The organism is Streptomyces odonnellii (assembly GCF_000981895.1).
GTDB lineage: Bacteria > Actinomycetota > Actinomycetes > Streptomycetales > Streptomycetaceae > Streptomyces > Streptomyces odonnellii.
This window is the reverse complement of sequence record NZ_LATD01000028.1, coordinates 38,541-64,324: the sequence shown is the minus strand read 5'-3', so window position 1 is coordinate 64,324 and position 25,784 is coordinate 38,541. Positions and strand designations below refer to the sequence as shown.

General features: G+C 70.7%; 22 protein-coding genes. 12 read left to right on the top strand and 10 right to left on the bottom strand.

What is annotated here, in order from left to right; translation table 11 throughout:
• Window positions 1–167: 167 nt before the first annotated feature.
• The 6 genes from WH07_RS41910 to WH07_RS04500 form a co-directional block, all read right to left on the bottom strand.
• Window positions 168–239 carry a putative leader peptide gene (locus tag WH07_RS41910; RefSeq protein WP_332836340.1) on the bottom strand — a complete coding sequence of 24 codons (72 nt, stop codon included), beginning with the start codon at window positions 237–239 and terminating at the stop codon, window positions 168–170.
• A 47-nt stretch (window positions 240–286) separates the two neighbouring features.
• Window positions 287–1,903: an FAD-dependent monooxygenase gene (locus WH07_RS04520; protein WP_046495545.1), complete on the bottom strand. Its 1,617-nt coding sequence runs from the start codon at window positions 1,901–1,903 to the stop codon at window positions 287–289.
• Window positions 1,904–2,046: 143 nt separating this feature from the next.
• The gene (locus tag WH07_RS04515) at window positions 2,047–2,952 is read right to left on the bottom strand and encodes an amino acid ABC transporter permease (RefSeq protein ID WP_046495543.1); all 906 of its coding nucleotides are present in this window, start codon (window positions 2,950–2,952) and stop codon (window positions 2,047–2,049) included.
• A complete protein-coding gene (locus WH07_RS04510) occupies window positions 2,949–3,623 on the bottom strand; it encodes an amino acid ABC transporter permease (RefSeq protein ID WP_046495541.1) in 675 nt (224 codons plus the stop codon). Before WH07_RS04510 ends, WH07_RS04515 begins: the two co-directional genes overlap by 4 nt.
• 181 nt (window positions 3,624–3,804) lie before the next feature.
• On the bottom strand, window positions 3,805–4,644 hold the full coding sequence (locus tag WH07_RS04505) for a glutamate ABC transporter substrate-binding protein (RefSeq protein ID WP_046495539.1): 840 nt from the start codon (window positions 4,642–4,644) through the stop codon (window positions 3,805–3,807).
• 108 nt (window positions 4,645–4,752) lie between these two features.
• Window positions 4,753–5,538 (bottom strand): amino acid ABC transporter ATP-binding protein, encoded by a 786-nt coding sequence (locus WH07_RS04500; protein WP_046495536.1) that lies wholly within the window; start codon window positions 5,536–5,538, stop codon window positions 4,753–4,755.
• 249 nt (window positions 5,539–5,787) lie between these two features.
• On the opposite strand from WH07_RS04500, the gene WH07_RS04495 reads away from it, so the two are divergent.
• Together WH07_RS04495 and WH07_RS04490 are read left to right on the top strand one after the other, a co-directional pair.
• Entirely contained in the window at window positions 5,788–6,501 is a 714-nt protein-coding gene (locus tag WH07_RS04495) for a response regulator transcription factor (RefSeq protein WP_046495532.1), read from the top strand.
• 6 nt (window positions 6,502–6,507) lie between these two features.
• Window positions 6,508–7,899, top strand: a complete 1,392-nt coding sequence (locus WH07_RS04490) for a sensor histidine kinase (protein WP_046495528.1) — start codon at window positions 6,508–6,510, stop codon at window positions 7,897–7,899.
• Between the two features lie 88 nt (window positions 7,900–7,987).
• On the opposite strand, the gene WH07_RS04485 is transcribed toward WH07_RS04490, so the two are convergent.
• Entirely contained in the window at window positions 7,988–8,989 is a 1,002-nt protein-coding gene (locus tag WH07_RS04485; protein WP_046495524.1) for a TAXI family TRAP transporter solute-binding subunit, read from the bottom strand.
• Window positions 8,990–9,122: 133 nt separating this feature from the next.
• Between WH07_RS04485 and miaB the strand changes: the two genes are divergently transcribed.
• Together miaB and WH07_RS04475 are read left to right on the top strand one after the other, a co-directional pair.
• Entirely contained in the window at window positions 9,123–10,610 is a 1,488-nt protein-coding gene (miaB, locus tag WH07_RS04480) for a tRNA (N6-isopentenyl adenosine(37)-C2)-methylthiotransferase MiaB (protein WP_046495561.1), read from the top strand.
• A 41-nt stretch (window positions 10,611–10,651) separates the two neighbouring features.
• The gene (locus WH07_RS04475; protein WP_046495522.1) at window positions 10,652–11,428 is read left to right on the top strand and encodes a class III extradiol dioxygenase subunit B-like domain-containing protein; all 777 of its coding nucleotides are present in this window, start codon (window positions 10,652–10,654) and stop codon (window positions 11,426–11,428) included.
• A gap of 294 nt (window positions 11,429–11,722) precedes the next feature.
• Here WH07_RS04475 and WH07_RS04470 read toward each other — a convergent pair whose 3' ends face one another.
• Both WH07_RS04470 and WH07_RS04465 read right to left on the bottom strand, forming a co-directional pair.
• The gene (locus tag WH07_RS04470) at window positions 11,723–11,971 is read right to left on the bottom strand and encodes an antitoxin (protein ID WP_046495519.1); all 249 of its coding nucleotides are present in this window, start codon (window positions 11,969–11,971) and stop codon (window positions 11,723–11,725) included.
• Window positions 11,972–12,068: 97 nt separating this feature from the next.
• The gene (locus WH07_RS04465; protein ID WP_232788713.1) at window positions 12,069–12,308 is read right to left on the bottom strand and encodes a gliding motility protein; all 240 of its coding nucleotides are present in this window, start codon (window positions 12,306–12,308) and stop codon (window positions 12,069–12,071) included.
• A 225-nt stretch (window positions 12,309–12,533) separates the two neighbouring features.
• Between WH07_RS04465 and miaA the strand changes: the two genes are divergently transcribed.
• The 6 genes from miaA (at window position 12,534) to hflX (ending at window position 20,662) form a co-directional block, all read left to right on the top strand.
• The gene (miaA, locus tag WH07_RS04460; RefSeq protein ID WP_046495515.1) at window positions 12,534–13,472 is read left to right on the top strand and encodes a tRNA (adenosine(37)-N6)-dimethylallyltransferase MiaA; all 939 of its coding nucleotides are present in this window, start codon (window positions 12,534–12,536) and stop codon (window positions 13,470–13,472) included.
• Between the two features lie 125 nt (window positions 13,473–13,597).
• Complete coding sequence (locus WH07_RS04455) at window positions 13,598–14,035, top strand: hypothetical protein (protein WP_046495512.1); 438 nt, start codon at window positions 13,598–13,600, stop codon at window positions 14,033–14,035.
• Between the two features lie 113 nt (window positions 14,036–14,148).
• Window positions 14,149–15,060: a diaminopimelate epimerase gene (gene dapF / locus WH07_RS04450; protein WP_046495508.1), complete on the top strand. Its 912-nt coding sequence runs from the start codon at window positions 14,149–14,151 to the stop codon at window positions 15,058–15,060.
• A gap of 190 nt (window positions 15,061–15,250) precedes the next feature.
• Entirely contained in the window at window positions 15,251–17,362 is a 2,112-nt protein-coding gene (locus tag WH07_RS04445) for a RelA/SpoT family protein (RefSeq protein ID WP_046495505.1), read from the top strand.
• A gap of 127 nt (window positions 17,363–17,489) precedes the next feature.
• Window positions 17,490–19,013, top strand: coding sequence for a M1 family metallopeptidase (locus WH07_RS04440; protein ID WP_046495502.1), 1,524 nt, complete (start codon window positions 17,490–17,492; stop codon window positions 19,011–19,013).
• Window positions 19,014–19,171: 158 nt separating this feature from the next.
• A complete protein-coding gene (gene hflX, locus WH07_RS04435) occupies window positions 19,172–20,662 on the top strand; it encodes a GTPase HflX (protein ID WP_046495501.1) in 1,491 nt (496 codons plus the stop codon).
• A gap of 103 nt (window positions 20,663–20,765) precedes the next feature.
• On the opposite strand, the gene WH07_RS04430 is transcribed toward hflX, so the two are convergent.
• Window positions 20,766–21,977 carry a trypsin-like serine peptidase gene (locus WH07_RS04430; RefSeq protein ID WP_198533717.1) on the bottom strand — a complete coding sequence of 404 codons (1,212 nt, stop codon included), beginning with the start codon at window positions 21,975–21,977 and terminating at the stop codon, window positions 20,766–20,768.
• 335 nt (window positions 21,978–22,312) lie between these two features.
• Here WH07_RS04430 and WH07_RS04425 point away from each other — a divergent pair, with 335 nt between their 5' ends.
• Window positions 22,313–23,677 (top strand): diaminobutyrate--2-oxoglutarate transaminase family protein, encoded by a 1,365-nt coding sequence (locus tag WH07_RS04425; protein WP_046495499.1) that lies wholly within the window; start codon window positions 22,313–22,315, stop codon window positions 23,675–23,677.
• A gap of 155 nt (window positions 23,678–23,832) precedes the next feature.
• Window positions 23,833–25,746, top strand: a complete 1,914-nt coding sequence (locus WH07_RS04420) for an IucA/IucC family protein (protein ID WP_046495496.1) — start codon at window positions 23,833–23,835, stop codon at window positions 25,744–25,746.
• The last annotated feature ends 38 nt before the right edge of the window (window positions 25,747–25,784 follow it).

Genomic DNA, 25,784 nt, shown 5'->3' with positions numbered 1-25,784 from the left:
GGTCTCGTGGTGTCGGAGATGTGTATAAGGGATTGGTGGGGGGCCCGGCAGGGGTGGTGACCGGTGTGGGGGTACGTGCGGGTTGAGACATGGTGACCGTCCTGGAAGGTTCGCGAGCGTGTGCTGCCGCGACGAGCGCGGCGAGCGAGTGAAGACAAGGGGGCGAATCAACAGGACGTACGACACACGCAGCCCGCATAGCGGACCAGGTCCATATGGACCCTCCGCCACAGGCGCACATCGGTGTCAGTCACGTTCCGGAGTACACCATGTGCGCCCGCGTCGGTCAATTGATGTTCACAGTGCGGTCGGTCGTCGGCGGCCCCGACGTCCGGGATGAAACGGAAGGAGTACCTCCGCGCGCCGCGTCGGCCGCTGCGTACAGATCGGCGGGGCGCACCCCGCCGAAGGCCGTGACCAGGTGCCCGTCCGGCCGTACGAGCAGCACACAGTGGGCGGCGGCGCCCGGATACGCCTCGGTGACCAGCAGCTCCGCCCGTACCGGCAGGGCCTTCACCGCGGCGGCGAGCCGCGGCATCACCCCCGCGGACACCCAGTGCCGCCGGTCCCACACCCCGGTGCCCGGCGCGACCAGCACCACCAGGAGCCGGCCCCGCCACAGCCGGTCCCTGAGCCGCGCGGTCGTCCCGTCCGGCGCCATGACCAGCACATCCGTGACCGGACCGCCGGGCGGTGTGCCCACGGCCGTCTGCGCCTCGGCGTACGGAGGCGCGAGGGGGGAGTGCGGATACGAGGGCGGTGCTCCCAATGGCCCGTGCCCCAGGTGCCCGTCGGCGAGGAGCGTGTCGTACCCGCGCGCGCCCGGCATGTACGTACGCAGCCCGCTGCCGCCACGCAGTATCGGCAGCGACTGGTCGGCGGCGCGCAGCCGGGAGGCGACGGCGGTGCGCCGTTCGGCCTGATAGCTGTCGAGCAGGGTCTCCGTCGCGCCCCGGTGCCAGTCCTCGGCGATCTTCCAGGCGAGGTTGGCGACATCACGCAGCCCCTCGTCGAGTCCCTGCGTACCCACCGCGCCCAGCAGATGGGCCGCGTCCCCGGCCAGGAACGCCCTGCCGACCCGCCACCGCCTGGCGAGCCGGTGGTGGAGCGTGTAGACGCCGGTGTCGAGCAGCTCGTACGGCGGGGTCTCGCCGCACCAGCCGGCCAGGGTGTCCCGTAACCGCGTCACGAGGGCGTCGGGCGTGACCAATTCGCCGCGCGCGGGCAGCAGCCAGTCCAGCCGCCACACGCTGTCCGCGAGGGGCCTGGCCGACACCTCCTCGCCACCGCTGGGCCAGGGCGGCTGACGGTGCAGCAGCGCCTGGTCCGGCCAGGGGAGTTCGACGCGGAGCGCGGCGACGGCATGCCGCTCCACGGCCGTGCGCCCCGGGAAGCGGATGTTGAGCAGCTTGCGGACGGTCGACCTTGCGCCGTCGCAGCCCACCAGATGGCTGCCGCGCCACCAGGTCGCGCCGGGGCCGCGCGTGTGCACGGTGACGCCGCGCTCGTCCTGCTCCAGCGAGTCGAGCCGGCTGCCGGTGGCGAGCCGTACCAGCTCCTGGTCGGCGATGGCGTCCCGCAGCCCGCGCGTGAGGGCGTGCTGCGGGATGTGCAGGGGGGCGGGGGCGCCGTTCTCACCGCCGAGCGGCAGCTCCCGCATGAGCTGCTTGCGCCGCATCAGCCGCCAGCCGGTCCAGTGGGTCCCCTCGTCGCCGAGGGTCGTACAGCCGAGCCGGGCCACCAGGGCGGCGGTGTCGGGCCGCAGTATGGCGGTACGGGCGGGACGCTGCTCGTCCGCGCCCGCACCCTCGTCCAGGACGACGGACGGGACTCCCTGCGCGGCGAGGGCCAGGGAGAGCGCGAGTCCGACGGGGCCCGCGCCGGCGACGATCACCGGGTCCACGGCGCGACCCCTCCGGCCCGTGCGGTCTTGCGGTCAAGGGCGGTAGGAGCCCGGTACGTGATCACAGAACGTATGCAACCCACTGGGGGTGCTTGCGTCAAGCGACGGCCTGAGCGGCGCGTACACCCCCTGTCCCGTACGCCTCAGGCGCCTCCGCCGTCCGGGGTACGGCCCGGCGCACTGGCCTGTTGCACATCATCGGCGGTCAGCACGGCGCCCGTGCTCTTCTTGCCCTGGCGCAGCCGCTGCTCCAGCCATCCGGCCAAGGTCGTGAGCAGGAAGTTCAGCGCGATGTAGATCAGCGCGATGACGGCGAACGTGGCGATGGTGTTGGCACCGTAGTTCGCGGTGATGGTGCGGCCCTGCGAGAGCAACTCGGAAAAACCGAGGATCGCACCACCCAGTGCCGTGTCCTTGACGATCACCACGAGCTGGCTGACCAGGGCCGGCAGCATCGCCGTGACCGCCTGCGGCAGCAGTACGTACGACATGGTCTGGCCCTTGCGCATGCCTATGGCCTTCGCCGCGTCCGTCTGGCCCCTCGGCAGGGAGAGGATGCCGGCCCGTACGATCTCGGCCATTACCGAGGCGTTGTAGAGCACCAGACCGGTGACCACGGCGTACAGGGGGCGCAGATCCGACGAGACATCGGTGTACTGCGTGTAGAGCTGGGCGGCGAACACCATCATCAGCAGTACCGGGATGGCCCGGAAGAACTCGACGACGGCACCGACCGGGACCCGGATCCAGGCGTGGTCGGAGAGCCGGCCGATACCGAGCAGCGCGCCGAGCGGCAGCGCGATCACGATGGCCAGCGCCGCGGCCCTCAGGGTCTCGCCGAGCCCCGGCAGCAGATAGGTCGTCCAGACCTTGGCGTCCGTGACGAACGGGCTCCACTTCTCGGACGCGAGCTGCTGCTTCTCGGCCATCACCGCCAGCACCCACCAGGCGGCGAGCGCGAGGACCACCAGGAACACGATCGTGTAGATGATGTTGCGCCGCTTGGCACGTACCCCGGGGGTGTCGTACAGAACGGACGTGGCACTCATCGCTTCACCGCCACTCGCTTGCTGACCCAGCCCAGGATCAGACCGGTCGGAAGAGTGAGAACGATGAATCCGAACGCGAACACCGCGAATACCGCGAAGAGCGCGCTGGTCTCGTTCTCCAGCATTGTCTTCATCAGCGCCGATGCCTCCGCGACACTGATCGCCGAGGCCACCGTGGTGTTCTTGGTCAGCGCGATCAGTACGTTGGCCAGCGGTGCCACCACGGAGCGGAACGCCTGCGGAAGGACTATCAGCGTCAGCACCTGGAAGAAGCTGAGCCCCAGCGCACGGGCCGCCTCGGCCTGGCCGACCGGCACGGTGTTGATACCGGAGCGCAGGGACTCGCAGACGAAGGTGCCGGTGTAGGCCACGAGTCCCAGGACGGCGAGCCGGAAGCCCATGGCTTTGAAGTCCTGGCCGCCGAGCGTGATCCCGAGGGTCAGACCGAGCCCCAGTGAACAGGCCACGAGGACCAGGGTCAGGGGCGTGTTACGGACCAGATTGACGTACGCGGTACCGAAGGCACGCATCAGCGGCACAGGACTGACCCGCATCCCGGCCAGCAGCGTTCCCCATATGAGAGAACCAACTGCGGAGTAGAGGGTGAGCTGCACCGTCACCCAGAAGGCGCCGAGCAGGTCGTACTGCCCGGAATCAAGAAAGTCGAACACGATGCTCCGCGCTCTCCCCTGGTTGGCTGGTCGGTACGCGCCGCCGGGCGGGCCGGCGGCGCGTCACTCCTGTCTGGCCCGGCCGGGCCTGTCCGGCCCCGCCAGGCCGTGTCCTAGGGCCTCTCGTTTGGATCTTGCTGGGCTCGCGTGCCCTGGTGCCGCCAGATCCGAACGAAAGACCCTAGCTGCCTTCGGTGATCGCCGGAGCGGGCTCGTTCTTGTAGCCGGACGGGCCGAAGTTGGCGGTCACGGCCTTCTGCCAGGAGCCGTCCGACTCCATCTTCTTCAGCGCGGCGTTGATCTTGGTCTGCAGATCGGTGTCGCCCTTCTTGAGACCGATGCCGTAGTTCTCGTCGCTGAGCTTGAGGCCAGCGAGCTTGAACTTGCCCTGGTGCTCCTGCTGCGAGGCGTACCCGGCGAGGATCGAGTCGTCCGTGGTCAGGGCGTCAACGGCCTTGTTCTCCAGGCCGGTCAGGCACTCGGAGTAGCCGCCGAACTCCTGGAGGTCGGCCTTGGGGGCGAGTTCCTCCTTGACGTTCTGCGCCGAGGTGGAACCCGTCACGGAGCAGAGCTTCTTGGAGTTGAGGTCCTCGGCCTTGGTGATGGCGCTGTCGTCCGAGCGGACCAGCAGGTCCTGGTGGGCGAGGAAGTACGGGCCGGCGAAGTCGACCTTCTGCTTGCGCTCGTCGTTGATCGAGTAGCTGGCGACGACGAACTTCACGTCTCCGTTGGAGATCAGGTTCTCGCGCTCGGCGCTGGGCGACTCCTTCCAGACGATGTCCTTGGCGTCGTAACCCAGTTCCTTGGCGACATAGGTGGCGACATCGACATCGAAGCCCGCGTACGTGCCGTCCGGCTTCTTCAGGCCGAGGCCGGGCTGGTCGAACTTGATACCGATGGTGATCTTCCCGCCACCGCTGTCGCCGCCGGCGTCGTCGCTGCTGTCGCCGCCGCACGCGGTGGCGGTCAGGGAGAGGACGAGAGCCGCGGCGGCGGCCGCGCTTGCCTTGTGAAGCTTCATGCGTGAACTTCCCTCGGGTGAGACGTGGACGAACGGGTTCTGCCGAACTCGGTGCCGTGTGAAGAGCCGTGTTCAGTGAAGTGAAGCGCCTTGTTCAGTGATGAACGGTCAGTGATGCAGGATCTTCGAGAGGAAGTCCTTGGCGCGGTCGCTTCGCGGATTGCTGAAGAACGCGTCGGGCGTGGCCTCTTCGACGATGCGGCCGTCCGCCATGAAGACGACCCGGTTCGCCGCGGAGCGCGCGAAGCCCATCTCATGGGTGACGACGACCATCGTCATACCGTCACGCGCGAGTTGCTGCATGACTTCGAGCACTTCGTTGATCATCTCGGGGTCGAGCGCCGAGGTCGGCTCGTCGAAGAGCATGACCTTCGGATCCATCGCCAGAGCCCGTGCGATGGCGACGCGCTGCTGCTGGCCGCCGGAGAGCTGGGCGGGGTACTTGTCGGCCTGTGAACCGACGCCGACCCTGTCGAGCAGCCCGCGGGCCTTCTCCTCGGCGCTCTTCTTGTCCGTCCTGCGGACCTTGATCTGGCCCAGCGTCACATTCTCCAGCACCGTCTTGTGTGCGAAGAGGTTGAACGACTGGAAGACCATGCCGACATCCGCACGCAGCCGGGCCAGTTCACGGCCCTCCTGCGGCAGCGGCTTGCCGTCGATCGAGATCTCGCCCGAATCGATGGTCTCCAGGCGGTTGATGGTGCGGCACAGTGTGGACTTGCCGGACCCGGAAGGTCCGATGACGACCACGACCTCGCCACGGGCGATGGTCAGATCGATGTCCTGGAGCACATGCAGCGCGCCGAAGTGTTTGTTCACGTTGCTCAGTACGACCAGATCGCCCGTCGCGGGCACGGCGTCCTCGGCGCCCTTGGTCACTGACACTCCGCTCATCGGCTTCTTGCTCCGTCCTCCTCGGTTGGGAGGACCCTAGTCACGCCCTGCGACCAGCGTCATCACATCTGAGCTGAAATTGAGCATAACGATCCGGCTGCAACCGGACACTCCGTGTGAAGAGGGCGGTGCGGGGAGTACCGGGTGGGTAACGGAAACCTTGGCGTAACGGGAAGACTCTTGACTGGCACGGCCACATCGGAATGGATGCCCGGATACGTTGTGCGATCACGACCGCGAAGGGGGCCCGTGAGACTGCTGCTCGTGGAGGACGACGATCATGTCGCGGCGGCGCTGGCGGCCGTGCTCGCCAAGCACGGCTTCCAGGTCGTGCACGCCAGAAGCGGCGAGGAGGCGCTCCAGGCCCTGCTGCCCGCCGCCAACGCGGGCAAGGAACCGTTCGCGGTGGTGCTGCTCGACCTCGGCCTGCCCGACCAGGACGGCTACCAGGTCTGCGGGAAGATCCGGCGGATCACCTCGACCCCGGTCATCATGGTGACCGCGCGGGCCGATGTCCGCTCCCGTATCCATGGCCTCAACCTCGGGGCCGACGACTATGTGGTCAAGCCGTACGACACCGGTGAACTCCTGGCGCGTATCCACGCGGTGAGCCGGCGGCGTACGGGCGGCGAGGAGGCGGGACCGCCGGCCGAGGCGGCCCAGCGGCTCGGGCGTCTCACGCTGGAACTGCCCACGCGGCGGGTCACCGTGGACGGTACGCCCGTCCAGCTCACCCGCAAGGAGTTCGATCTGCTGGCCCTGCTCGCCCAGCGGCCCGGGGTGGTCTTCGGGCGCGAGCAGATCATCAGCGAGGTGTGGCGCACCAGTTGGGAAGGTACGGGGCGGACCCTGGAAGTCCATGTGGCGTCGCTGCGCGGCAAGCTCGGCATGCCCGCGCTGATCGAGACCGTCAGAGGCGTCGGCTACCGGCTGGTCGTCCCGGCCGCGCATCAAGGACCGTAACGTCCCGTGAGTTCCCGACTGCTGCCGCTGCTCATCATCCTCATGGCGGGTGTGCTCGTCGCGCTGGGCTTCCCGCTCGCGATGAGCCTCGCCGCCGCGCAGCAGCAGCGTGTCGTCGTCGACCGGATCGACGACACCACCCGGGTCGCGGCCCTCGCGCAGTTCGTCGCCGAGGGCCGGGCGGGCGCCGACGAGCGGCGCGCGCTGCTGGAGGAGGAACTCACCCGCTACCACGAGGTCTACGGGATCAAGGTCGGCGTCTTCTACCGTGACAACGACTACATGGCCCGCGCCCCCAAGGACTGGACGGTGCCCGCGGAGGGGGAGGGGCGGCAGTCCTTCCAGGAGGCCCTGCTGGGCCGCCGCAGCGACGATCCCGAGCAGGTCTGGCCCTGGCAGAACAGCAGGCTCATCGTGGACTCGCCGGTGGTACGGGACGGCGACGTGGTCGCGGTCGTGGTGACCGACTCGCCCACCGGGCAGATGCGTTGGCGCATCCTGAAGGGCTGGCTGTTGATCGCCGCGGGTGAGGCGCTGGCCATGCTGCTGGCCGTTGGAGCCGCGATCCGGCTGACGGGCTGGGTGCTCAGGCCCGTACGCGTACTCGACGCCGTGACGCACGACATCGCCACCGGCCGGATGAACTCGCGGGTGGCGGCGGCCGGGGGACCGCCCGAACTGCGGCGGCTGGCCGGCTCGTTCAACGAGATGGCCGACAACGTCGAAGAGGTGCTGGAGCAGCAGCGCGCCTTTGTCGCCGACGCCTCCCACCAGTTGCGCAATCCGCTCTCCGCCCTGCTGCTCCGCATCGAGCTGCTCGCGCTGGAACTGCCCAAGGGGAACGAGGAGATCGCCTCCGTACGGACGGAGGGCAGGCGCCTCGCGCAGGTCCTGGACGATCTGCTGGACCTGGCGCTGGCGGAGCACGCCCCCGCCGATCTTCGGCTCACGGACATCGGGGAACTGACGACGGAACGGGTCGCGGCATGGCGGGCACTGGCCGAGGAGAAGGGCGTGAGACTGACCGAGCACCCCGCCGCGGTCACCGCCTGGGCCGACCCGACCGCGCTCTCCAGCGCCTTGGACGCGGTCATCGACAATGCCCTGAAGTTCACTCCGGCGGGTGAAGAGGTCACGGTGACGGTCGCCCGTAATGGTGAAACGTCCACGATCTCGATCAATGACGGCGGGCCGGGGCTCACGGACGACGAGATCGCCCGGATAGGCGACCGGTTCTGGCGCAGCAACCGTCACCAGAACATCAAGGGGTCGGGTCTCGGCCTGTCCATCTCCCGGGCGCTGCTGGCGGCGGGCGGCGGCTCGATCACCTACGCGCACGGCGAGCCGCGCGGGCTGCGGGTGACGCTGAGTGTTCCACGGTCGTCGCCGATACCCTGAGGTGCCGGCTCCGGCCCGATACGGACCGGGGCCTGACGCGATACGGGCTGGGATCTGGCATACGGACCAGGGCCTGACGTGATACGCCCTAGGGCTTGACCGAGTGGTAGTAGCGCATCGCGCCCTCGTGCAGCTCCAGCGGCGCCGTGTAGATGGCCGTCCTCAGGTCGACGAGCTGCGCCGGGTGGACCTGCTTGCCGATCCGGTCCCGGCTGTCGATCACCGTACGGGTGAAGCCCTCCGTCAGCCCGGCGCCCATGCGGTCCGTGGTGACCAGCAGATTCGCCACCGCCACCGTCGGCACGGCCGCACCGTCGTTCCGCACCTCGCCATAGGCGTCGGCCGGTATCGCCGCGGAGCGGTAGTAGCGGGAGGCCGCCTCGCCCGAAGCGTGGAGTCCGGCGATGAGCTCCGGCTCCAGGGGGATCAGCCGGATGTCGAAGCGCTTCGACAGCACGTCCACGGCCGCGGTGGGCAGCCCGCCCGACCAGAAGAACGCATCCAGACGGTGGTGTTCGAGCAGGTCCGGCATGGTGTCTATGCCGGCCGGCACCGGGGTGATGTCCCGCTGAGGGTCGAGGTGCGCGGCCGTCATGATCCGGTCGGCTATCAGCCGTACCCCGGAGCCCTGCTGCCCCACGCCCACCGTCCTGCCGCGCAGCCCCGCGACGGAGCGGATCGGCGAGTCCTTGGCGACGACGAGCTGCACATAGTCGTCGTACAGCCGCGCGCACCCGCGCAGCCGGTCCGCGAACGGCTTCCGGTCCTCCTGGTACTTGGCGACGGCATCGGCGGTGGCCACGGTGAAATCGGCCTTGCCGGTCGCCACCCACGCGAGGTTCTGCTGCGAGCCCTCGCTGGTCTTGAGCTGTATCGAGACATCCGGCAGATCGCGGCCGAGGTCCTCCTTGAGGAGCGTTCCGTACCGCTGGTAGACCCCGCTCGGCACGCCCGTACTGAAGGTGACCGACCCCTTGGGCGACGCCGGCCCGAAGGGCACCAGCCACCACACCAGCAGCCCGAACACCACCAACGCGGCGGCGCCCTGGAGGACCCGGCCACGGCCGATACGGGACAGCGCCGCGAACATGCCGCGATCCTGCCAGCTCACCACCCGCGAAGACCAGGCCCGGTTGTCGCCGCGGCCCGGGCCGTCGCCCGGCCGCTGTCGCGCACAAGCCAGGGGCGCCGGTCCGGAGGGACCCCGTACTCTGGTGGGCGAGATGAGCGCGAAGACCTACGAGGTGCGCACCTACGGGTGCCAGATGAATGTCCACGACTCCGAGCGGCTGTCGGGCCTGCTGGAGGGAGCCGGGTACGTCCGGGCGCCCGAGGGCTCCGACGGGGACGCCGATGTCGTCGTCTTCAACACCTGCGCGGTGCGGGAGAACGCCGACAACAAGCTGTACGGCAATCTCGGCCGGCTCGCCCCCATGAAGACCAAGCGGCCCGGGATGCAGATCGCCGTCGGCGGCTGTCTGGCGCAGAAGGACCGCGACACCATCGTGCGGCGGGCGCCCTGGGTCGATGTCGTCTTCGGGACGCACAACATCGGCAAGCTGCCCGTCCTCCTGGAGCGCGCGCGGATCCAGGAAGAGGCGCAGGTCGAGATCGCCGAGTCGCTGGAGGCGTTCCCCTCCACGCTGCCGACCCGCCGCGAGTCCGCCTATGCCGCGTGGGTCTCCATCTCCGTGGGCTGCAACAACACCTGCACCTTCTGCATCGTCCCGGCGCTGCGCGGCAAGGAGAAGGACCGCCGCCCCGGCGACATCCTGGCCGAGATCGAGGCACTGGTCTCCGAGGGCGTCTCCGAGATCACGCTGCTCGGCCAGAACGTCAACGCGTACGGTTCCGACATCGGCGACCGCGAGGCGTTCTCGAAGCTGCTGCGGGCCTGCGGGGCCGTCGAAGGCCTGGAGCGGGTCCGCTTCACGTCACCGCATCCGCGCGACTTCACGGACGACGTGATCGCGGCGATGGCCGAGACGCCCAATGTGATGCCGCAGCTCCATATGCCGCTCCAGTCCGGCTCGGACACCGTGCTGCGGGCGATGCGCCGCTCGTACCGGCAGGACCGTTACCTCGGCATCATCGGCAAGGTGCGCGCCGCCATCCCGCACGCCGCCATCTCCACCGACATCATCGTGGGCTTCCCCGGCGAGACCGAGGACGACTTCGAGCAGACCATGCGGGTGGTGCGCGAGGCGCGCTTCGCGCAGGCCTTCACCTTCCAGTACTCGAAGCGCCCCGGGACCCCGGCCGCCGAGATGGACGGACAGATCCCCAAGGACGTGGTCCAGGACCGCTATATGCGACTGTCCGCCCTCCAGGAGGAGATCTCCTGGGAGGAGAACAAGAAGCAGGTCGGCAGGACGCTGGAGGTCATGGTCGCCGAGGGCGAGGGGCGCAAGGACGGCGCCACCCACCGGCTCTCCGGACGCGCCCGCGACAACCGGCTCGTGCACTTCACCAAGCCGGACGGGGAAGTGCGCCCCGGCGATGTGGTGACCGTCGGGATCACCTACGCCGCCCCGCACCATCTGCTCGCCGAGGGGCCGACCCGGGAGGTACGGCGCACCCGCGCCGGGGACGCCTGGGAGCGGCGTAACGCCGCCGAGGCCGCGAAGCCGGCGGGGGTGCTGCTGGGGCTGCCCACGGTCGGTGTACCGGCTCCGCTGCCCGCGGCGACCGGCGGATGCGCCGCCGGCTGACGGCCGGCCCCGGGGCGCGGCGCCCGCGTTAGGGTTCGATCATGCTGGTCGCCGCTGCCGTCTGCCCCTGCCCACCGCTGCTCGTGCCGGAGGTGGCCGCGTCGGCGGCTCCGGAACTGGACGAGGCGCGTGCGGCGTGCGAAGACGCGCTGGGGGTGCTGGCGGCGGCTCGGCCCGATCTGCTGGTCGTCGTGGGGCCCACGGGGCAGGAGGGCCGGGGGGAGTACCCGGAGGGCGCGACCGGCTCGTTCCGGGGGTTCGGGGTGGCCCGCGATGTCGTACTGGGCGGGGCGCGCGCCGGAGCGGATATACGGACGGACACGGCGGCGCACGCCGGAGCGGGCGCCGGGCGCTCCGAGGGCGGCAACGCCCAGCGCGAGCTGCCGGCCTCGCTCGCGGTCGCGGCCTGGCTCCTGGAGCGTGTCCGCTGGTCCGCCGCCCCGGTCTGGGGGCTCGGCGTCGGCGAACCTCTCGCCACTGACCGGTGTGTCCAGGCGGGCAAGGAGATCGCGGCCCGCTCCGACCGCGTGGCCCTGCTGGTGATGGGCGACGGCAGCGCCTGCCGCACGCTCAAGGCGCCCGGATATCTGGACGAGCGTGCGGCCGGCTTCGACGAAGCCGTGGCACGGGCCCTGGCGGCGGCCGACGCGGCGGCGCTGAAGGCGCTGGACGCGGAGCTGGCGTACGACCTCAAGGCCGCGGGCCGCGCGCCCTGGCAGCTTCTTGCCGGTGCCGCCGACGACGTGGCTCTGAGCGGTGAGCTGCTGTACGAGGCCGCCCCCTACGGCGTCGGATACTTCGTCGCGGCCTGGACCTAGGCCGTGTCTGCCACATCCCGTCTGGCGCGCGACGCCTGGCACGCACGCTCGCGGCGTTGTCGGAGTCGCCCGAGTACGTCCAGTACGCGGGCGGTCCTCCGCCTTGCGATCGCACGCACCAGCCGCCGCGCGCCCCGCCCTGCGGGCGGACGACGCTATGCGTCAGACACGGCCTGGGCCCGGCTGCTGCATAGGCGCGGCTGGTGCTCGGGCTGGTGCCGAGCAGGCCCGGAAACGCGGCGGCCGCGCGGTGCCCGGAGGCGCCGCGCGGCCGTCCACAGCCGTTGCCGAGGATCAGGAGGCGGGCGGTGGCGGCGGCGGAGTGCTGCCGTCGTCCTTGTGGGTGAACCGGCCCAGGGCATCCTTCGCCTTGCCCGTCCCCGCGTCGATCTTGTCGCTGTACTTGCCCTTGGTTTTCTGATCGACCGTACGGGCGGCCTTCTCCAGCCCGTGTTCGATCTTGCCTCCGTGCTGCTGCGCGAAGTCCGAGACCTTGTCCTTGGCCGGAGCGATTCTGGCCTTCAACGTATCCATGAAGCCCATGGCCCACCTTCCCTCGGAGGAGACAACGACCTGGGGCCGCTCGTTTGGATCTTGCTGGGTCGCGTGCCCTGGTACAGCCGGATCCAAACGAAAGACCCTAGCCGCGGGTGCTCTTCCCGGCCTCGTTGTCCGCCGCTGCCTCCGCCGACTGCTGCTTGGGGATCTCCACGCCCTCCGCGGCCGGCGCCTCGGTCCTGTCGCTCTCGGCCGGCCCGGCCCCCGCCGCTCCGGTCTCCTTCGCCCCGACCTCGGCCCCGTCCCGCGCGGCGTCCCGACCCGTGAAACCGGCCGCATCGGCCGTCGCAGTGGCGGCCTCTGCTTCCTCGGTTGACGCCACGGACGCGGCTGCTGACTTCCGGCGAAGCCGTGAAAACACACCCATATCTTCTCCATAGAATACTCGTGAGGGTGAAATTCCGCGCCGCTCGGGTGCGCCGTCCCGCACGCGGGAGCGCCGTACGGAACACCGGCGACGGAACCCTCGCAACAGGCAACGAACCCGGCCGCACGCCGTCACGTAACTCGTTCGGGTACGGGCCTGCGAGTTTGCAAGACTGGGGCGGTGAGAAGCGCAGCTACCGCACCGCGGGTCATCGCCGTCGTCGGTCCCACCGCGGCCGGCAAGTCCGATCTGGGCGTCCATCTCGCCCGGCAACTCGACGGTGAGGTCGTCAACGCCGACTCCATGCAGCTCTACCGCGGAATGGACATCGGAACCGCCAAGCTGACGGCGGGCGAACGCGCCGGTATCCCGCACCACCTCCTGGACATCTGGGACGTCACCGAGACGGCCAGCGTCGCCGAGTACCAGAGGCTGGCCAGGGCCGAGATCGACCGGCTGCTGGCGGCGGGCCGTACCCCCGTCCTGGTGGGCGGCTCGGGGCTGTACGTACGGGGGGCCATCGACGCCCTCGACTTCCCCGGCACCGACCCCGAGGTGCGCGCCAGGCTGGAGAAGGAGCTGACCACGCGCGGCTCGGGCGCCCTGCACGCCCGGCTGTCCGCCGCCGACCCCCAGGCCGGCCGCGCGATCCTGCCCAGCAACGGCCGCCGTATCGTCCGGGCGCTGGAGGTCATCGAGATCACCGGCAAGCCCTTCACCGCCAATCTCCCCGGCCATGACGCCGTCTACGACACCGTCCAGATCGGGGTCGATGTCGCCCGGCCCGAGCTGGACATCCGCATCGCACAGCGGGTGGACCGGATGTGGGAGGCCGGACTCGTGGACGAGGTGCGCACCCTGGAGCGCCAGGGGCTGCGCCGGGGCCGTACCGCCTCGCGTGCGCTCGGCTATCAGCAGGTGCTCGCGGCGCTCGCGGGGGAGTGCACCGACGAAGAGGCGCGCGCCGAGACCGTACGCGCCACCAAACGCTTCGCGCGCCGCCAGGATTCATGGTTCCGCCGCGACTCACGGGTGCACTGGCTGGGCGGTGGAACGGAGCAGCGGGAGGAACTCCCGCACCGGGCGCTGGCGTTGGTCGAACGAGCGGTCACAGCCTGATCACGTGATGGCATCGGGACGCTCCGCTCGTGCGTGCGGTCCCTCCGGGCGTGCCATCATCGAGCATCGATCGACCATCGGGCATCGATCGGCCAGTGGAGTCCGAATGGGGAGGGCGCGTGGCGATGGAGGCCGGCCCTCGTGACAGAGAACCAACCGTACCGGACACGCGGAACGACGCTCCGGGACTGAGTCCCGACGGGCCGGAAGAGCAGACCGTGACCCCCGAGGTCGAGGTCGAGCTGCGGCCCCAGCGCCGACTGCGGATCTGGCAGCTCGCGCCCATCGTGGGGCTCGCGGCGATCGGTTCCCTGATGTTCGCCTTCCCCCTCGCCTTCGGCACCGGGGACGGCGGGGCGGTCGTCGCCATGCTGGGACTCCTGATCAGTTGCTGCGCCGCGGGCTGGGGCATGATGGCCGCCAGCCGGGTCGGCCACACCTGGCCGGGGCTGCCGTCGCGTGCCTCCGGGGAACGGCCCGACTGGCGGGTCATCGCCCTGTACGTGACCATGGCCGCCGCACTGGTCGCCCTCGCCGTCTGGCGGGTCGCCCGGCTGCGCTGACCACGGCGCACGACCGGCGGGGCCGCGGGGCGCGGGGCCGGGGCGAGGACGCGGGAGATCCGGTCGGCCTCGGAGCGGCGGCCCTTGTCGGTGGCTGCTCGTACGATGGGCCCGTGAGCACCTCGCAGACCACTCCGATCGCCTTCCTCAAGGGCCATGGGACCGAGAACGACTTCGTGATCGTCCCCGACCCGGACAACACCGTCGACCTGCCCGCCAGGGCCGTCGCCGCCCTGTGCGACCGCCGGGCCGGAATAGGTGCCGACGGGCTGCTCCATGTCGTACGGTCCGCCGCGCACCCCGAGGCACACGACATGGCAGCCGAGGCCGAGTGGTTCATGGACTACCGCAACGCCGACGGATCGGTCGCCGAGATGTGCGGCAACGGCGTCCGGGTCTTCGCCCGCTATCTCCAGCGCGCGGGACTGGTGGAGGCGGGCGATCTGGCCGTGGCGACCCGCGCCGGAGTGAAGCGGGCGCACCTCGCCAAGAGCACGGGCCCGGCCGGAGGTCCCGCGAGGGAGGGCGACATCACGGTCCACATGGGGCGCGCCGCGCTCCCCGAGCAGGGCGCCACGGTCACCGTTGGCGGCCGCGCCTGGCCGGCACGTAACGTCAACATGGGCAATCCGCACGCGGTCGCGTTCGTCGACGACCTCGCGCACGCGGGCGCGCTGCTCACCGAGCCGCCGGTCAGCCCCTCGTCCGTCTACCCGGACGGCGTCAATGTCGAATTCGTCGTCTCCCGGGGCCCGCGCCACGTCGCCATGCGGGTGCACGAACGCGGCTCGGGCGAGACCCGCTCCTGCGGTACGGGCGCGTGCGCCGTGGCCGTGGCCGCCGCCCGGAGGGACGGCGCCGACCCGGCCGTGACCGGTGCCCCCGTCACGTACACCGTGGATCTCCCCGGCGGCCGGCTGCTCATCACGGAACGGCCCGACGGCGGGATCGAGATGACCGGGCCGGCCGTGATCGTCGCGGAGGGGCACATCGACCCGCACTGGCTCGCGAACGCCCAGGCCTAGGGCTTCGACCCGGAGCTTCTGCTGTTCGGGGCGTCCGTGAGGTTCGCCGGGGCTTCGCTCGAATGGGTGATCCGTTTCACGCCGGGCGGGAGCGGGACTGCTCCACGTGGTGGGCTCGGTAGCATCAAGCACCGGCCCGGAGGGCGTTCCCGTTCTTCGCACCGCCGGTCGAAGCTGCCCGGAGGCGCCCATGAGTGCAGAGGCCACCAGCCCTGGTGCCCACAGTCGCAGACGCGGCCTTCCCCGGATCGACCTCCGTCGGCTCGGCAGGGCCGCGTTGCTGGGCCCCGCCTCCAGGGACCGGCTGCCGGACGCCATGGGCCATGTCGCGGACGCGCACCGTGCGCACCACCCGGACGCCGACCTCTCCGTACTGCGCAAGGCGTATGTCCTCGCGGAGAGTTCGCACCGCGGACAGTTCCGCAAGAGCGGCGAGCCCTACATCACGCATCCGCTGGCCGTGACCCTGATCCTCGCCGAACTGGGGGCCGAGACCACGACGTTGACCGCCTCGCTCCTCCACGACACCGTCGAGGACACCGAGGTGACGCTCGATCAGGTGCGCGCCGAGTTCGGCGACGAGGTCTGCTATCTGGTCGACGGCGTGACCAAGCTGGAGAAGGTCGACTACGGCGCCGCCGCCGAGCCGGAGACCTTCCGGAAGATGCTCGTCGCCACTGGCAACGATGTCCGGGTGATGTCGATCAAGCTCGCCGACCGGCTGCACAACATGCGCACCCTCGGGGTGATGCGCCCGGAGAAGCAGGCCCGGATCGCCAAGGTCACCCGGGACGTCCTCATTCCGCTCGCCGAACGCCTCGGCGTCCAGGCGCTCAAGACCGAGCTGGAGGATCTGGTCTTCGCGATCCTCCATCCCGAGGAGTACGCCCACACCCGCGCCCTGATCGCGGAGAACGCCACCACGGGCGATGCCCTCGCGGCCATCTCCGAGGACGTCAGACGCGTGCTGCGGGAGGCGGGCATCGCCGCCGAAGTGCTCGTACGGCCACGGCACTTCGTCTCCGTACACCGGTCCAGGCTCAAACGCGGCGAGCTGCGCGGCACGGACTTCGGCAGGCTGCTCGTGCTGGTCGGTGAGGACGCGGACTGTTACGCGGTGCTGGGCGAGCTGCACACCTGCTTCACGCCGGTGATCTCCGAGTTCAAGGACTTCATCGCCGCGCCCAAGTTCAATCTGTACCAGTCGCTCCACACGGCCGTGGCGGGCCCGGACGGCGCCGTCGCCGAAGTCCTCATCCGCACGCACCAGATGCACAAGGTCGCCGAGGCCGGAGTCGTCGCGCTCGGCAATCCGTACGCGTCGGTCGACGGTCCGGGACCGGCGGACGGCACCGGGCCCGGGGCGGGCGCGGAGATCCAGGACGGCGAGCGGACCGACCCGACCAGGCCCGGCTGGCTCTCCCGGCTCCTGGAGTGGCAGCAGGCCGCACCCGACCCGGACACCTTCTGGACGACGCTCCGCGCGGACCTCGCCCAGGACCGGGAGATCACGGTCTTCCGTGCCGAGGGCGGGCTCCTGGGGCTGTCGGCCGGGGCGACCTGTGTGGACGCCGCGTACGCGCAGTACGGCGAGGCCGCGCACCGCTGCCTGGGGGCCAGGGTCAACGGGCGTCTGACGCCGCTGAGTACGGTCCTGAGCGACGGCGACACGGTCCAGCTCCTGCTGGCCCAGGACGCGTCCTCCGGACCCTCTCCCGAGTGGCTGGACCATGCCCGTACGGCCGCCGCCAGGATCGCCATCACCGGATGGCTGGCCGCGCACCCCGAAGCGGTGGGGCCGCCCGATGCCACGCCCCGCGCCTCCCACGCCCCCACCGCGGACCGCCGCTCCACCGCCAACGCCGTGGTGGACCTGCCGGGAGCGACCGTACGGCTGGCCGGCTGCTGCACCCCCGTACCGCCCGACGCCGTCACCGGCTTCCCGGTCCGCGGCGGTGTGGTCAGGGTCCACCGGCAGGAGTGCCGGGCGGTGGACCGGATGCGGGCGCTGGACCGCGAGCCGGTCGCGGTGAGCTGGGGGGACGCCTCGGAGTGCGTGGTCACGCTGTACGTCGCGTCCTTCGGGCGGCCCCGGCTGCTCGCCGACCTCACGGAGACGATTGCCACGGCGGGCGCGGCGATCGTCTCGGCCACCGTCGAGCCGCCCAGCGAACAGCGCGTACGGCACACCTATACCCTCGAACTGCCCGACGCGGCGGGCCTGTCCGCCCTGATGCGCGCGATGCGCGATGTACCGGGGGTGTACGACGTGAGCCGCGCCCAGCACCCGGCGACAGCCTGAAGCGGGACCCCGTCAACCGCGTGACAGAACGGCATCCGGCGGGCTTCCGCGCTCCGACCTGCCCCTTTCGGGTGGGTACGGAGCGCGCCGCCGGACGGGTGAGGGCAGGCGCTGATAGCCGTACATCATGCCGTTCACCAATCGCCGACTGCGCGCCGCCCTGCTGGCCGCCGCTGCCTCGGCCACCCTTGTCGCCGCGACACTGCCCCCGCCCGAGCCCCTCGGTATCGGCGACCCCCTCTTCCCGTACCTCGGCAACCCCGGTTACGACGTCACCGCCTATGACCTCGCCTTCACCTACAGCGGCGACAACACCAAGCCGCTCGACGCCGTCACCAGGATCGACGCCCTGACGACCGAGCGGCTGGAGCGCGTCAACCTCGACTTCACCCAGGGCAGAGTCCGCTCGGTCGAGGTCAACGGCACCCCCGCGAGGTTCGCGAAAGCCGGAGAGGACCTGGTGGTCACTCCGCGTGGCGCGATCGACACCGGCACGCGGATGCGGATCACCGTTCATCACACCAGTGAGACGGACGGCAAGGACGGCGGCTGGCTGCGCACCACCGACGGACTGGCGATGGCCAACCAGGCCGATGCCGCGCGCCGAGTGTTCCCGAGCAACGACCACCCCGCCGACAAGGCCTACTTCACCTTCCGCATCACCACGCCCGAGCGGCTGACCGCGGTGGCCAACGGACTTCCCGTGGCGAAGACCCGCCATGCCGGAACCGTGCTCTGGACCTACCGCACCCACCACCCCATGGCCACGGAACTCGCACAGGTCTCGATCGGGAACTCGGCCGTGGTCCATCGCAAGGGGCCGCACGGACTGCCCGTACGGGACGTGGTGCCGGCCGCCGACCGCGCGAAACTGGAGCGCTGGCTCGCCAAGACGCCCGACCACCTGCGGTGGATGGAGCGGGAGGTGGGGCCGTACCCCTTCGAGACGTACGGCATGCTGATCGCCGGCGCGGACACGGGCTTCGAGCTGGAGACACAGACCCTCACGCTGTTCGAGCGTTCCCTGTTCACCCGTCCGGAGTACCCCGAGTGGTACGTCGACTCGATCATGGTCCATGAGCTGGCCCACCACTGGTTCGGGAACAGCGTCTCGCCGCGCACCTGGTCGGACCTCTGGCTCAACGAGGGCCACGCGACCTGGTACGAGGCGCGGTACGCGGAGGAGCACGCCAAGAAGTCACTGGAGACGCGGATGCGCAACGCGTACCGCAACTCCGACCGCTGGCGGGCGGCCGGCGGACCTCCCGCCGCCCCGGAACCGCCGACCCCGGGCCGGCCGATCAGTCTCTTCCGGCCGGTCGTGTACGACGGCAGCGCCCTGGTCCTGTACGCGCTGCGGCAGCGGATCGGCGTCGACGCCTTCCAGCGGCTGGAACGGGACTGGGTACGGATCCACCGGGACGGGACGGCCACCACCGCGGACTTCACCTCGCTGGCCTCACGGATCTCGGGGCGCGATCTCTCGGGATTCTTCAGGGAGTGGCTGTACGGGCGGACGACCCCGCCGATGCCGGGTCACCCGGACTGGCGGACCGACCCCGGTGACCGTGACCCGGCACGGGACGCGCGGCACCGCCCCGGAGCCGCCGCCGTGCCGCCCGGTGTGGCGCGGTCCCGCGACGGAGCGTGAGAGCAGGCGGGAGAGCCGGGGCGCAAACACGAGTGACGGCCGGGCGGAACCGTGTCACCATCGAGATGTCGGCGGCGCCGGGAATCATTCCCGATCGTCACGCGTTGTGACTACAGCGGTCGGCATTCGACGGCCTTCCCACGCGACGTAAGGATCCAATGACCTCCTCTTCTTCCCCTTCCCAGGACACGCAGAGCTTCGCGAACCACCGCACGGACAGCCTCCGGGCCGATGCCCTGATGGAAGAGGATGTCGCCTGGAGCTTCGAGATCGACGGCGAGCGGGACGGCGACCAGTTCGACCGCTCCGACCGCGCCGCGCTACGGCGTGTGGCGGGTCTCTCCACCGAGCTGGAGGACGTCACCGAGGTCGAGTACCGGCAGCTCCGCCTCGAGCGGGTCGTGCTGGTCGGCGTGTGGACCTCGGGCACCGTGGGGGAGGCGGAGAACTCCCTCGCCGAGCTGGCGGCCCTGGCCGAGACGGCGGGCGCGCTGGTGCTCGACGGAGTCATCCAGCGGCGGGACAAGCCCGATCCGGCCACCTATATCGGCTCGGGCAAGGCCCAGGAGCTGCGGGACCTGGTGCTGGACAGCGGCGCAGACACCGTCGTGTGCGACGGAGAGCTGAGCCCCGGCCAGCTCATCCACCTCGAAGACGTCGTCAAGGTCAAGGTCGTCGACCGTACGGCCCTGATCCTGGACATCTTCGCCCAGCACGCCAAGTCCCGTGAGGGCAAGGCACAGGTCGCGCTGGCCCAGATGCAGTACATGCTGCCGAGGCTGCGCGGCTGGGGCCAGTCGCTGTCCCGGCAGATGGGTGGCGGTGGCGGTGGCGGTATGGCCACCCGAGGCCCCGGTGAGACCAAGATCGAGACGGACCGGCGGCGGATCCGCGAGAAGATGGCGAAGATGCGCCGGGAGATCGCGGAGATGAAGACCGGCCGCGAGATCAAGCGCCAGGAGCGGCGGCGCCACCGGGTGCCGTCGGTCGCCATCGCCGGATACACCAACGCGGGCAAGTCCTCGCTGCTCAACCGGCTCACCGGTGCCGGCGTGCTCGTGGAGAACGCGCTGTTCGCGACCCTCGACCCGACCGTGCGCCGGGCCGAGACCCCCAGCGGCCGGATCTACACGCTGGCCGACACCGTCGGATTCGTCCGGCATCTGCCGCACCACCTCGTCGAGGCGTTCCGCTCCACCATGGAGGAGGTCGGTGACTCCGATCTGATCCTGCATGTGGTGGACGGCTCGCACCCGGCGCCGGAGGAGCAGATCGCGGCCGTGCGCGAGGTGATCCGCGATGTGGGCGCCGTGAACGTACGCGAGGTCGTGGTGATCAACAAGGCCGATGCGGCCGATCCGCTGGTCCTCCAGCGTCTGATGCGCATGGAGCGGCACGCGATCGCCGTCTCCGCGCGTACGGGCACCGGAATCGGCGAGCTGCTCGCGCTGATCGACGCCGAACTGCCCCGGCCCGAGGTCGAGGTGGAGGTCCTCCTGCCGTACACGGAGGGCGGACTGGTCTCGCGGGTGCATGCCGAGGGCGAGGTGCTCTCCGAGGAGCACACCCCCGAGGGCACGGTGCTCAAGGCCCGGGTCCATGAGGAACTGGCGGCGGCGCTCGCGCCGTATGTGCCGGTGGCACGCTGACCGTACGGACCGTGCGTCCCGTACACACATGGACCGATGGCCCGCCCCCTCACCGCGAGGGGGCGGGCCATCGGCCTTACGGGATACGAGACTTGGTGCGGCCCTACTGGTCCGCGAACTTCTCGCTGACGCCGTCGTAGATGCCCTTGGCGACATCGCCGAGGCGCGGTCCGGCCAGCCAGCCCGCGGTGACCGGGCCTATGGAGGTGTTGGAGACCAGAGCGGGCTTGCCGTCCCGGCCCGCCGCCACCCAGCCGCCGCCGGACGAACCGCCCGTCATGGTGCAGCCGACGCGGTACATCGTCGGGTCCTCGGCGTTCAGCGACAGCCGGCCCGGCTTGTCCTCGCACTGGAAGAGCTTCTGGCCGTCGTACGGCGGCGCCGCCGGGTAGCCGGTCGCCGTCATGCTCGCGATCTGCGGCGTGGCCGGGGCGTTGAAGTCCACCGGAAGGGCCGAACCGACCGTCTCCTCCAGCGAGGTGGCGGTGCTGCCCTTCTCCGGGGTGACATGGATCACCGCGAAGTCGTACGGAGCGCCCTGACCGCCGGACGACGCACCCTGGGCTATCCACTGCTCGGAGGTCTGCGCCCAGTCCGCCCACCACACTCCGTACGGTGCGATCTGCTCGTGGGGGGCGTTCTCCGACTCCGCCATCGACAGGCCCTCGTTGTTGTACGAGGGGACGAAGGCGAGGTTGCGGTACCAGCCGCCGGCCTTGCCCGCGTGCACACAATGGCCCGCCGTCCAGACCATGTTGGACTTGCCGGGGTGGGCCGGGTCCTGGACCACGGTCGCCGAGCAGACCATCGATCCCTCGGGCCCGTCGAAGAACAGCTTGCCCGACTCGGCCGCGTTCTCCCCGTACGGCGTGTTCACCTCCTGCGCGGTGACGGGCTGCGGAGTCGGGTCGGTGACTCCCGCGTCGCCGGAGATGTCCTGCTCCTTGACGGGCTGCTCCGGCGGCTGCTCCGCGTCCCGCATCCTGTCCGGGTCCCAGAGGTCCTCGATGATCGGGTTGACGAAGTCCCTGGCCTCACGGAGCCACTTGTCCTTGTCCCAGTTCTTCCACTCGCCGTTGCGCCACTTGTCCAGATCGATCCCGTGCTCCTTGAGCCGGTCCTTGAGATCGTCCGGAATCGTGATCTGGCCGTCGGCCGCGGCGCTCGGCTCGGACGCGGCGTTCTCCTCGCCCGGCCCGCAGGCGGTGGCCGTCAGCGCGAGCGTCGCGGCGACCGAGACCGCGGCCAGGGCGGGGAATCCGCGCCGGGTGCTCCTTCCACGGCGTGCGGCGAGCGTCGGGCGAATGGGTCGCATGGCGTGATCCCCCTGGGACTTCGGAACAGTTCGGAACAGTTCGTACGGACAGCGAATGACGTGTCCCGGCCTCGGTGTTGGGGTCAGGACAAGACCCTCCACTATGCCGCGTGCCGATGGGGACGGCGTACGGCAGGGCTGCGGTTCCGAGAGCGGTTTCCGGCCTGATCCCTGACCGGTTTCCGGTGCCAAGGATCTTTGGACAGCCCGTGATCCGGGGCATTCCGCGTCGTTGGTACATACGAGGGACGGGGCAGGCTTCACCGTCGAACATTCGCCGGACGAGCGCCGTACTGACATGTGACCGAACCGTGACAGCGGGAGGACCGACAGTCGTGGCCGTGACCGAACCAGCTCCGGCGGCGCCCACCGTCGCGCACGAGGGCATTCTCCGGCGCCAGCCCCTGCGCGAAACGGCGGCCCGTACCTACGCGCGGTCGCTGCCCATCGTGCCGGTGCGGGCCCGGGGGATCACGATCGAAGGGGCGGACGGGCGGCGGTATCTGGACTGCGGCTCCGGAGCGGGCGCCCTCGCCCTCGGGCACAACCATCCGGTCGTCCTCGAAGCGATCAGGAAAGTCCTCGACTCGGGCGCTCCCTTACATGTCCCCGACCTCGCGACCCCGGTCAAGGACGCGTTCACCACGGAGCTGCTGGCGACCCTGCCACGGCGGTTCGCCGAGAACGCCCGGGTGCGGTTCTGCGGCCCCGCGGGCAGCGATGCCGTCGAGGCCGCCCTGACCCTCGTCCGTACCGCCACCGGCCGCGACACCCTGCTCGCCTTCACCGGAGCGAGCCATGGGCTGACGGCCGGGGCCCTCGCGGCCTCCGCCGGTGCTCAGGACGCGCGGGTGGTCCGGCTGCCCTTTCCGTACGACTACCGCTGCCCCTTCGGTGTCGGCGGCGAACGCGGCGCGGAACTCGCCGCGCGCTGGACCGAGGATCTGCTCGACGACCCCAGAGGAGCGGCGCCGGTCCCCGCCGGAATGATCCTGGAACCCGTCCAGGGCGAGGGCGGAGTGATCCCGGCGCCGGACACCTGGCTGCGAAGAATGCGCGAACTGACGGCGGAGCGGTCCATTCCGCTCATCGCGGACGAGGTGCAGACCGGGGTGGGGCGTACCGGTGCCTTCTGGGCCGTGGAGCACAGCGGGATCGTCCCCGATGTGATGGTGCTCTCCAGGGCGATCGGCGGCTCCCTCCCGCTGGCTCTGATCGTCCACCACGCGGACCTCGACTGCTGGCCGCCCGGAACCCCCGCGGGCACCTTCCGGGGCAATCAGCTCGCGATGGCGGCGGGCGCCGCGACCCTCAAGTACGTACGGGAGAACGGGCTGGCCGGCCGCGCCGCGGTCCTCGGCGCGCGGATGCTGGGACAGCTCCAGGGCCTGGCCGCGACCCACCACTGTGTCGGAGACGTACGCGGGCGTGGTCTCATGATCGGTGTGGAACTCGTCGCTCCGGCCCCCGGCGACCCCGCGCCGCCGGACCCCGTACTCGCCGCCGCCGTCCAGCGCGAGTGCCTGAGCCGTGGCCTCATCGTCGAACTGGGCGGCCGCCGTTCATCCGTCGTGCGGCTGCTCCCTCCGCTCACGCTCACCGACGAACAGGCCGCCGCGGTCCTCGACCGCTTCGCCGACGCCCTCGCCGCCGCCGAACGTACCGCGCCGCGCCGGAGCGGAGCGGACCCGTGCCCATGACCCAGGACACCGCCGACGCCGGCCCGGGACGCCCCGGACACGCCGGCCACCCGGGACGTCCCGGATCCGCCGTATCCGCCGGATCCTCAGGACATGGATCCGCCGCACCCCCCGGCCATCCAGGACATCCCGGACACCCTCACAAGGAAGCCCGCGTGAACCCCACACCCTCACCCGAAGTGCCCGAGGCCGACGCCCGTTCCACCGACCACCCCCGAGGACACCAGGGAGGGCAGGCCCCCGCGCGGGCCGCCCGTACCGCGGGATCCCCGACGGTGCCACGGCAGTCCGAGGGCGGCTTCGACGGCGAACCCGCCACTCCGGCGGGCCCGTTCGCCGGCCCTCCGGCGGCCGACCAACTCGACCACCCCGACCCGCTCAAGGCAGCCGACGCGGCGGCCACCGAGAATCTGCTGCGCTGCTGGGTCAGGGAGACCGGGCTGCCCCGCCCCGACGGCACCGTGCTGCGGATCCCGCTCACCGCCAGCGGCACCGCCCTGCTCGTCCCCGTCCGGTACTGGTCCGCCACGGGCTGGCACCGCTTCGGCATGCCCTTCCTGGAGAACGCGCCCCAGGACGCCCCGGCCGCCGAGGCCGTCACCGTCGCCGCGCTCCTCGGCCGGGAGGGGGGCCGCCACCAGGGCGCCGACCTGGTCGGCCGGGTCGCCAACTCTCTTGGCCACACCGCCGAGTTCATCGCCGACCGGCGCCAGGACCCCGGCGCCCCCGCCAGTGCGGATCTCTTCCTCACCGCCGAGCAGTCGCTCATCCTCGGCCACCCCCTGCACCCCACACCCAAGAGCCGCGAAGGACTCTCCGAGGCCGAAGCCCGCCTCTACTCACCCGAGTTGCGCGGCTCCTTCCCGCTGCACTGGATGGCCGTCCACCGGTCCGTACTCGCCACCGGCTCGGCCTGGACCGAACAGGGCCGCGTCATCCCCGCGGAACTGCTCACCACCCGCCTCATCGGGGACGTACCCCTGCCCGGCGACACCGTCCCGCTGCCCCTCCACCCCTGGCAGGCACGCGAGTTGAAGCACCGGCCCGCGGTGGCCGCGCTCCTGGACGCCGGCCTCCTGCACGACCTGGGACCCCATGGTGCGCCCTGGCACCCCACCTCCTCGATCCGTACGGTCCACCGGTCCGGCGTTCCCACCATGCTCAAGCTCTCGCTCGGCGTACGGATCACCAACTCGCGCCGTGAGAACCTTCGCAAGGAACTCCACCGGGGCGTCGAGGTGCACCGGCTGCTCCGCAGCGGGCTCGGCAAGGAGTGGCAGGCCGCGCACCCCGGCTTCGACATCGTCCGGGACCCCGCCTGGCTCGCCGTCGACACCCCGGAGGGGGAACCGGTCGGCGGGCTCGATGTGATGGTGCGCCACAATCCGTTCGCGCCCGGGGACGACGCCGTCTGTATCGCCGGGCTGACCGCTCCGCGCCCGTATCCCGGGCGTGCGGGCACCCACTCGCGGCTCGCGGAGATCGTCCGTACACTGGCGGCCCGCACCGGCCGGTCGCGTGCCGCCGTGTCCGCCGAGTGGTTTCTGCGCTATCTGGACCAGGTCGTACGCCCGGTGCTCTGGCTGGACGGTACGGCAGGGATCGCCCTGGAGGCCCATCAGCAGAACACCCTGGTGCTCCTCGACACGGACGGCTGGCCCACCGGGGGCCGCTACCGCGACAACCAGGGCTACTACTTCCGCGAGTCCCACCGCGCCTCGCTGGAGCGCCGCCTTCCCGGGATCGGCTCCGCCAGCGACACCTTCGTCTCCGACGAGGTCACCGACGAGCGCTTCGCCTACTACCTCGGCATCAACAACGTCTTCGGCCTGATCGGCGCGTTCGGTGCGCAGGGGCTCGCCGACGAGCGTGTCCTTCTCGCCGCCTTCAGGCAGTTTCTGGCCGGAGCGGCGGAGCTGGGCTCGCCGCTGCCCGGACGGCTGCTGGAGCCCGCCACTCTGCGCTGCAAGGCCAATCTGCTGACCCGGCTGCACGGTCTCGACGAACTGGTGGGGCCTGTTGATACCCAGTCCGTGTATGTCACCATCACGAACCCACTGCGCCAATGATGTTCTTCGTATGCCACCGACATGTGCTTCGTACGCGA

Excerpts from the sequence above, each read along its gene's own strand:
- WH07_RS04515 (WP_046495543.1), bottom strand. The coding sequence starts at position 2,952 with ATGAGTGCCACGTCCGTTCTGTACGACACCCCCGGGGTACGTGCCAAG.
- WH07_RS04505 (WP_046495539.1), bottom strand. The coding sequence starts at position 4,644 with ATGAAGCTTCACAAGGCAAGCGCGGCCGCCGCCGCGGCTCTCGTCCTC.
- WH07_RS04500 (WP_046495536.1), bottom strand. The coding sequence starts at position 5,538 with ATGAGCGGAGTGTCAGTGACCAAGGGCGCCGAGGACGCCGTGCCCGCG.
- WH07_RS04485 (WP_046495524.1), bottom strand. The coding sequence starts at position 8,989 with ATGTTCGCGGCGCTGTCCCGTATCGGCCGTGGCCGGGTCCTCCAGGGC.
- miaB (WP_046495561.1), top strand. The coding sequence starts at position 9,123 with ATGAGCGCGAAGACCTACGAGGTGCGCACCTACGGGTGCCAGATGAAT.
- WH07_RS04475 (WP_046495522.1), top strand. The coding sequence starts at position 10,652 with ATGCTGGTCGCCGCTGCCGTCTGCCCCTGCCCACCGCTGCTCGTGCCG.
- WH07_RS04470 (WP_046495519.1), bottom strand. The coding sequence starts at position 11,971 with ATGGGCTTCATGGATACGTTGAAGGCCAGAATCGCTCCGGCCAAGGAC.
- WH07_RS04455 (WP_046495512.1), top strand. The coding sequence starts at position 13,598 with ATGGAGGCCGGCCCTCGTGACAGAGAACCAACCGTACCGGACACGCGG.
- WH07_RS04445 (WP_046495505.1), top strand. The coding sequence starts at position 15,251 with ATGAGTGCAGAGGCCACCAGCCCTGGTGCCCACAGTCGCAGACGCGGC.
- WH07_RS04440 (WP_046495502.1), top strand. The coding sequence starts at position 17,490 with ATGCCGTTCACCAATCGCCGACTGCGCGCCGCCCTGCTGGCCGCCGCT.
- hflX (WP_046495501.1), top strand. The coding sequence starts at position 19,172 with ATGACCTCCTCTTCTTCCCCTTCCCAGGACACGCAGAGCTTCGCGAAC.
- WH07_RS04430 (WP_198533717.1), bottom strand. The coding sequence starts at position 21,977 with ATGCGACCCATTCGCCCGACGCTCGCCGCACGCCGTGGAAGGAGCACC.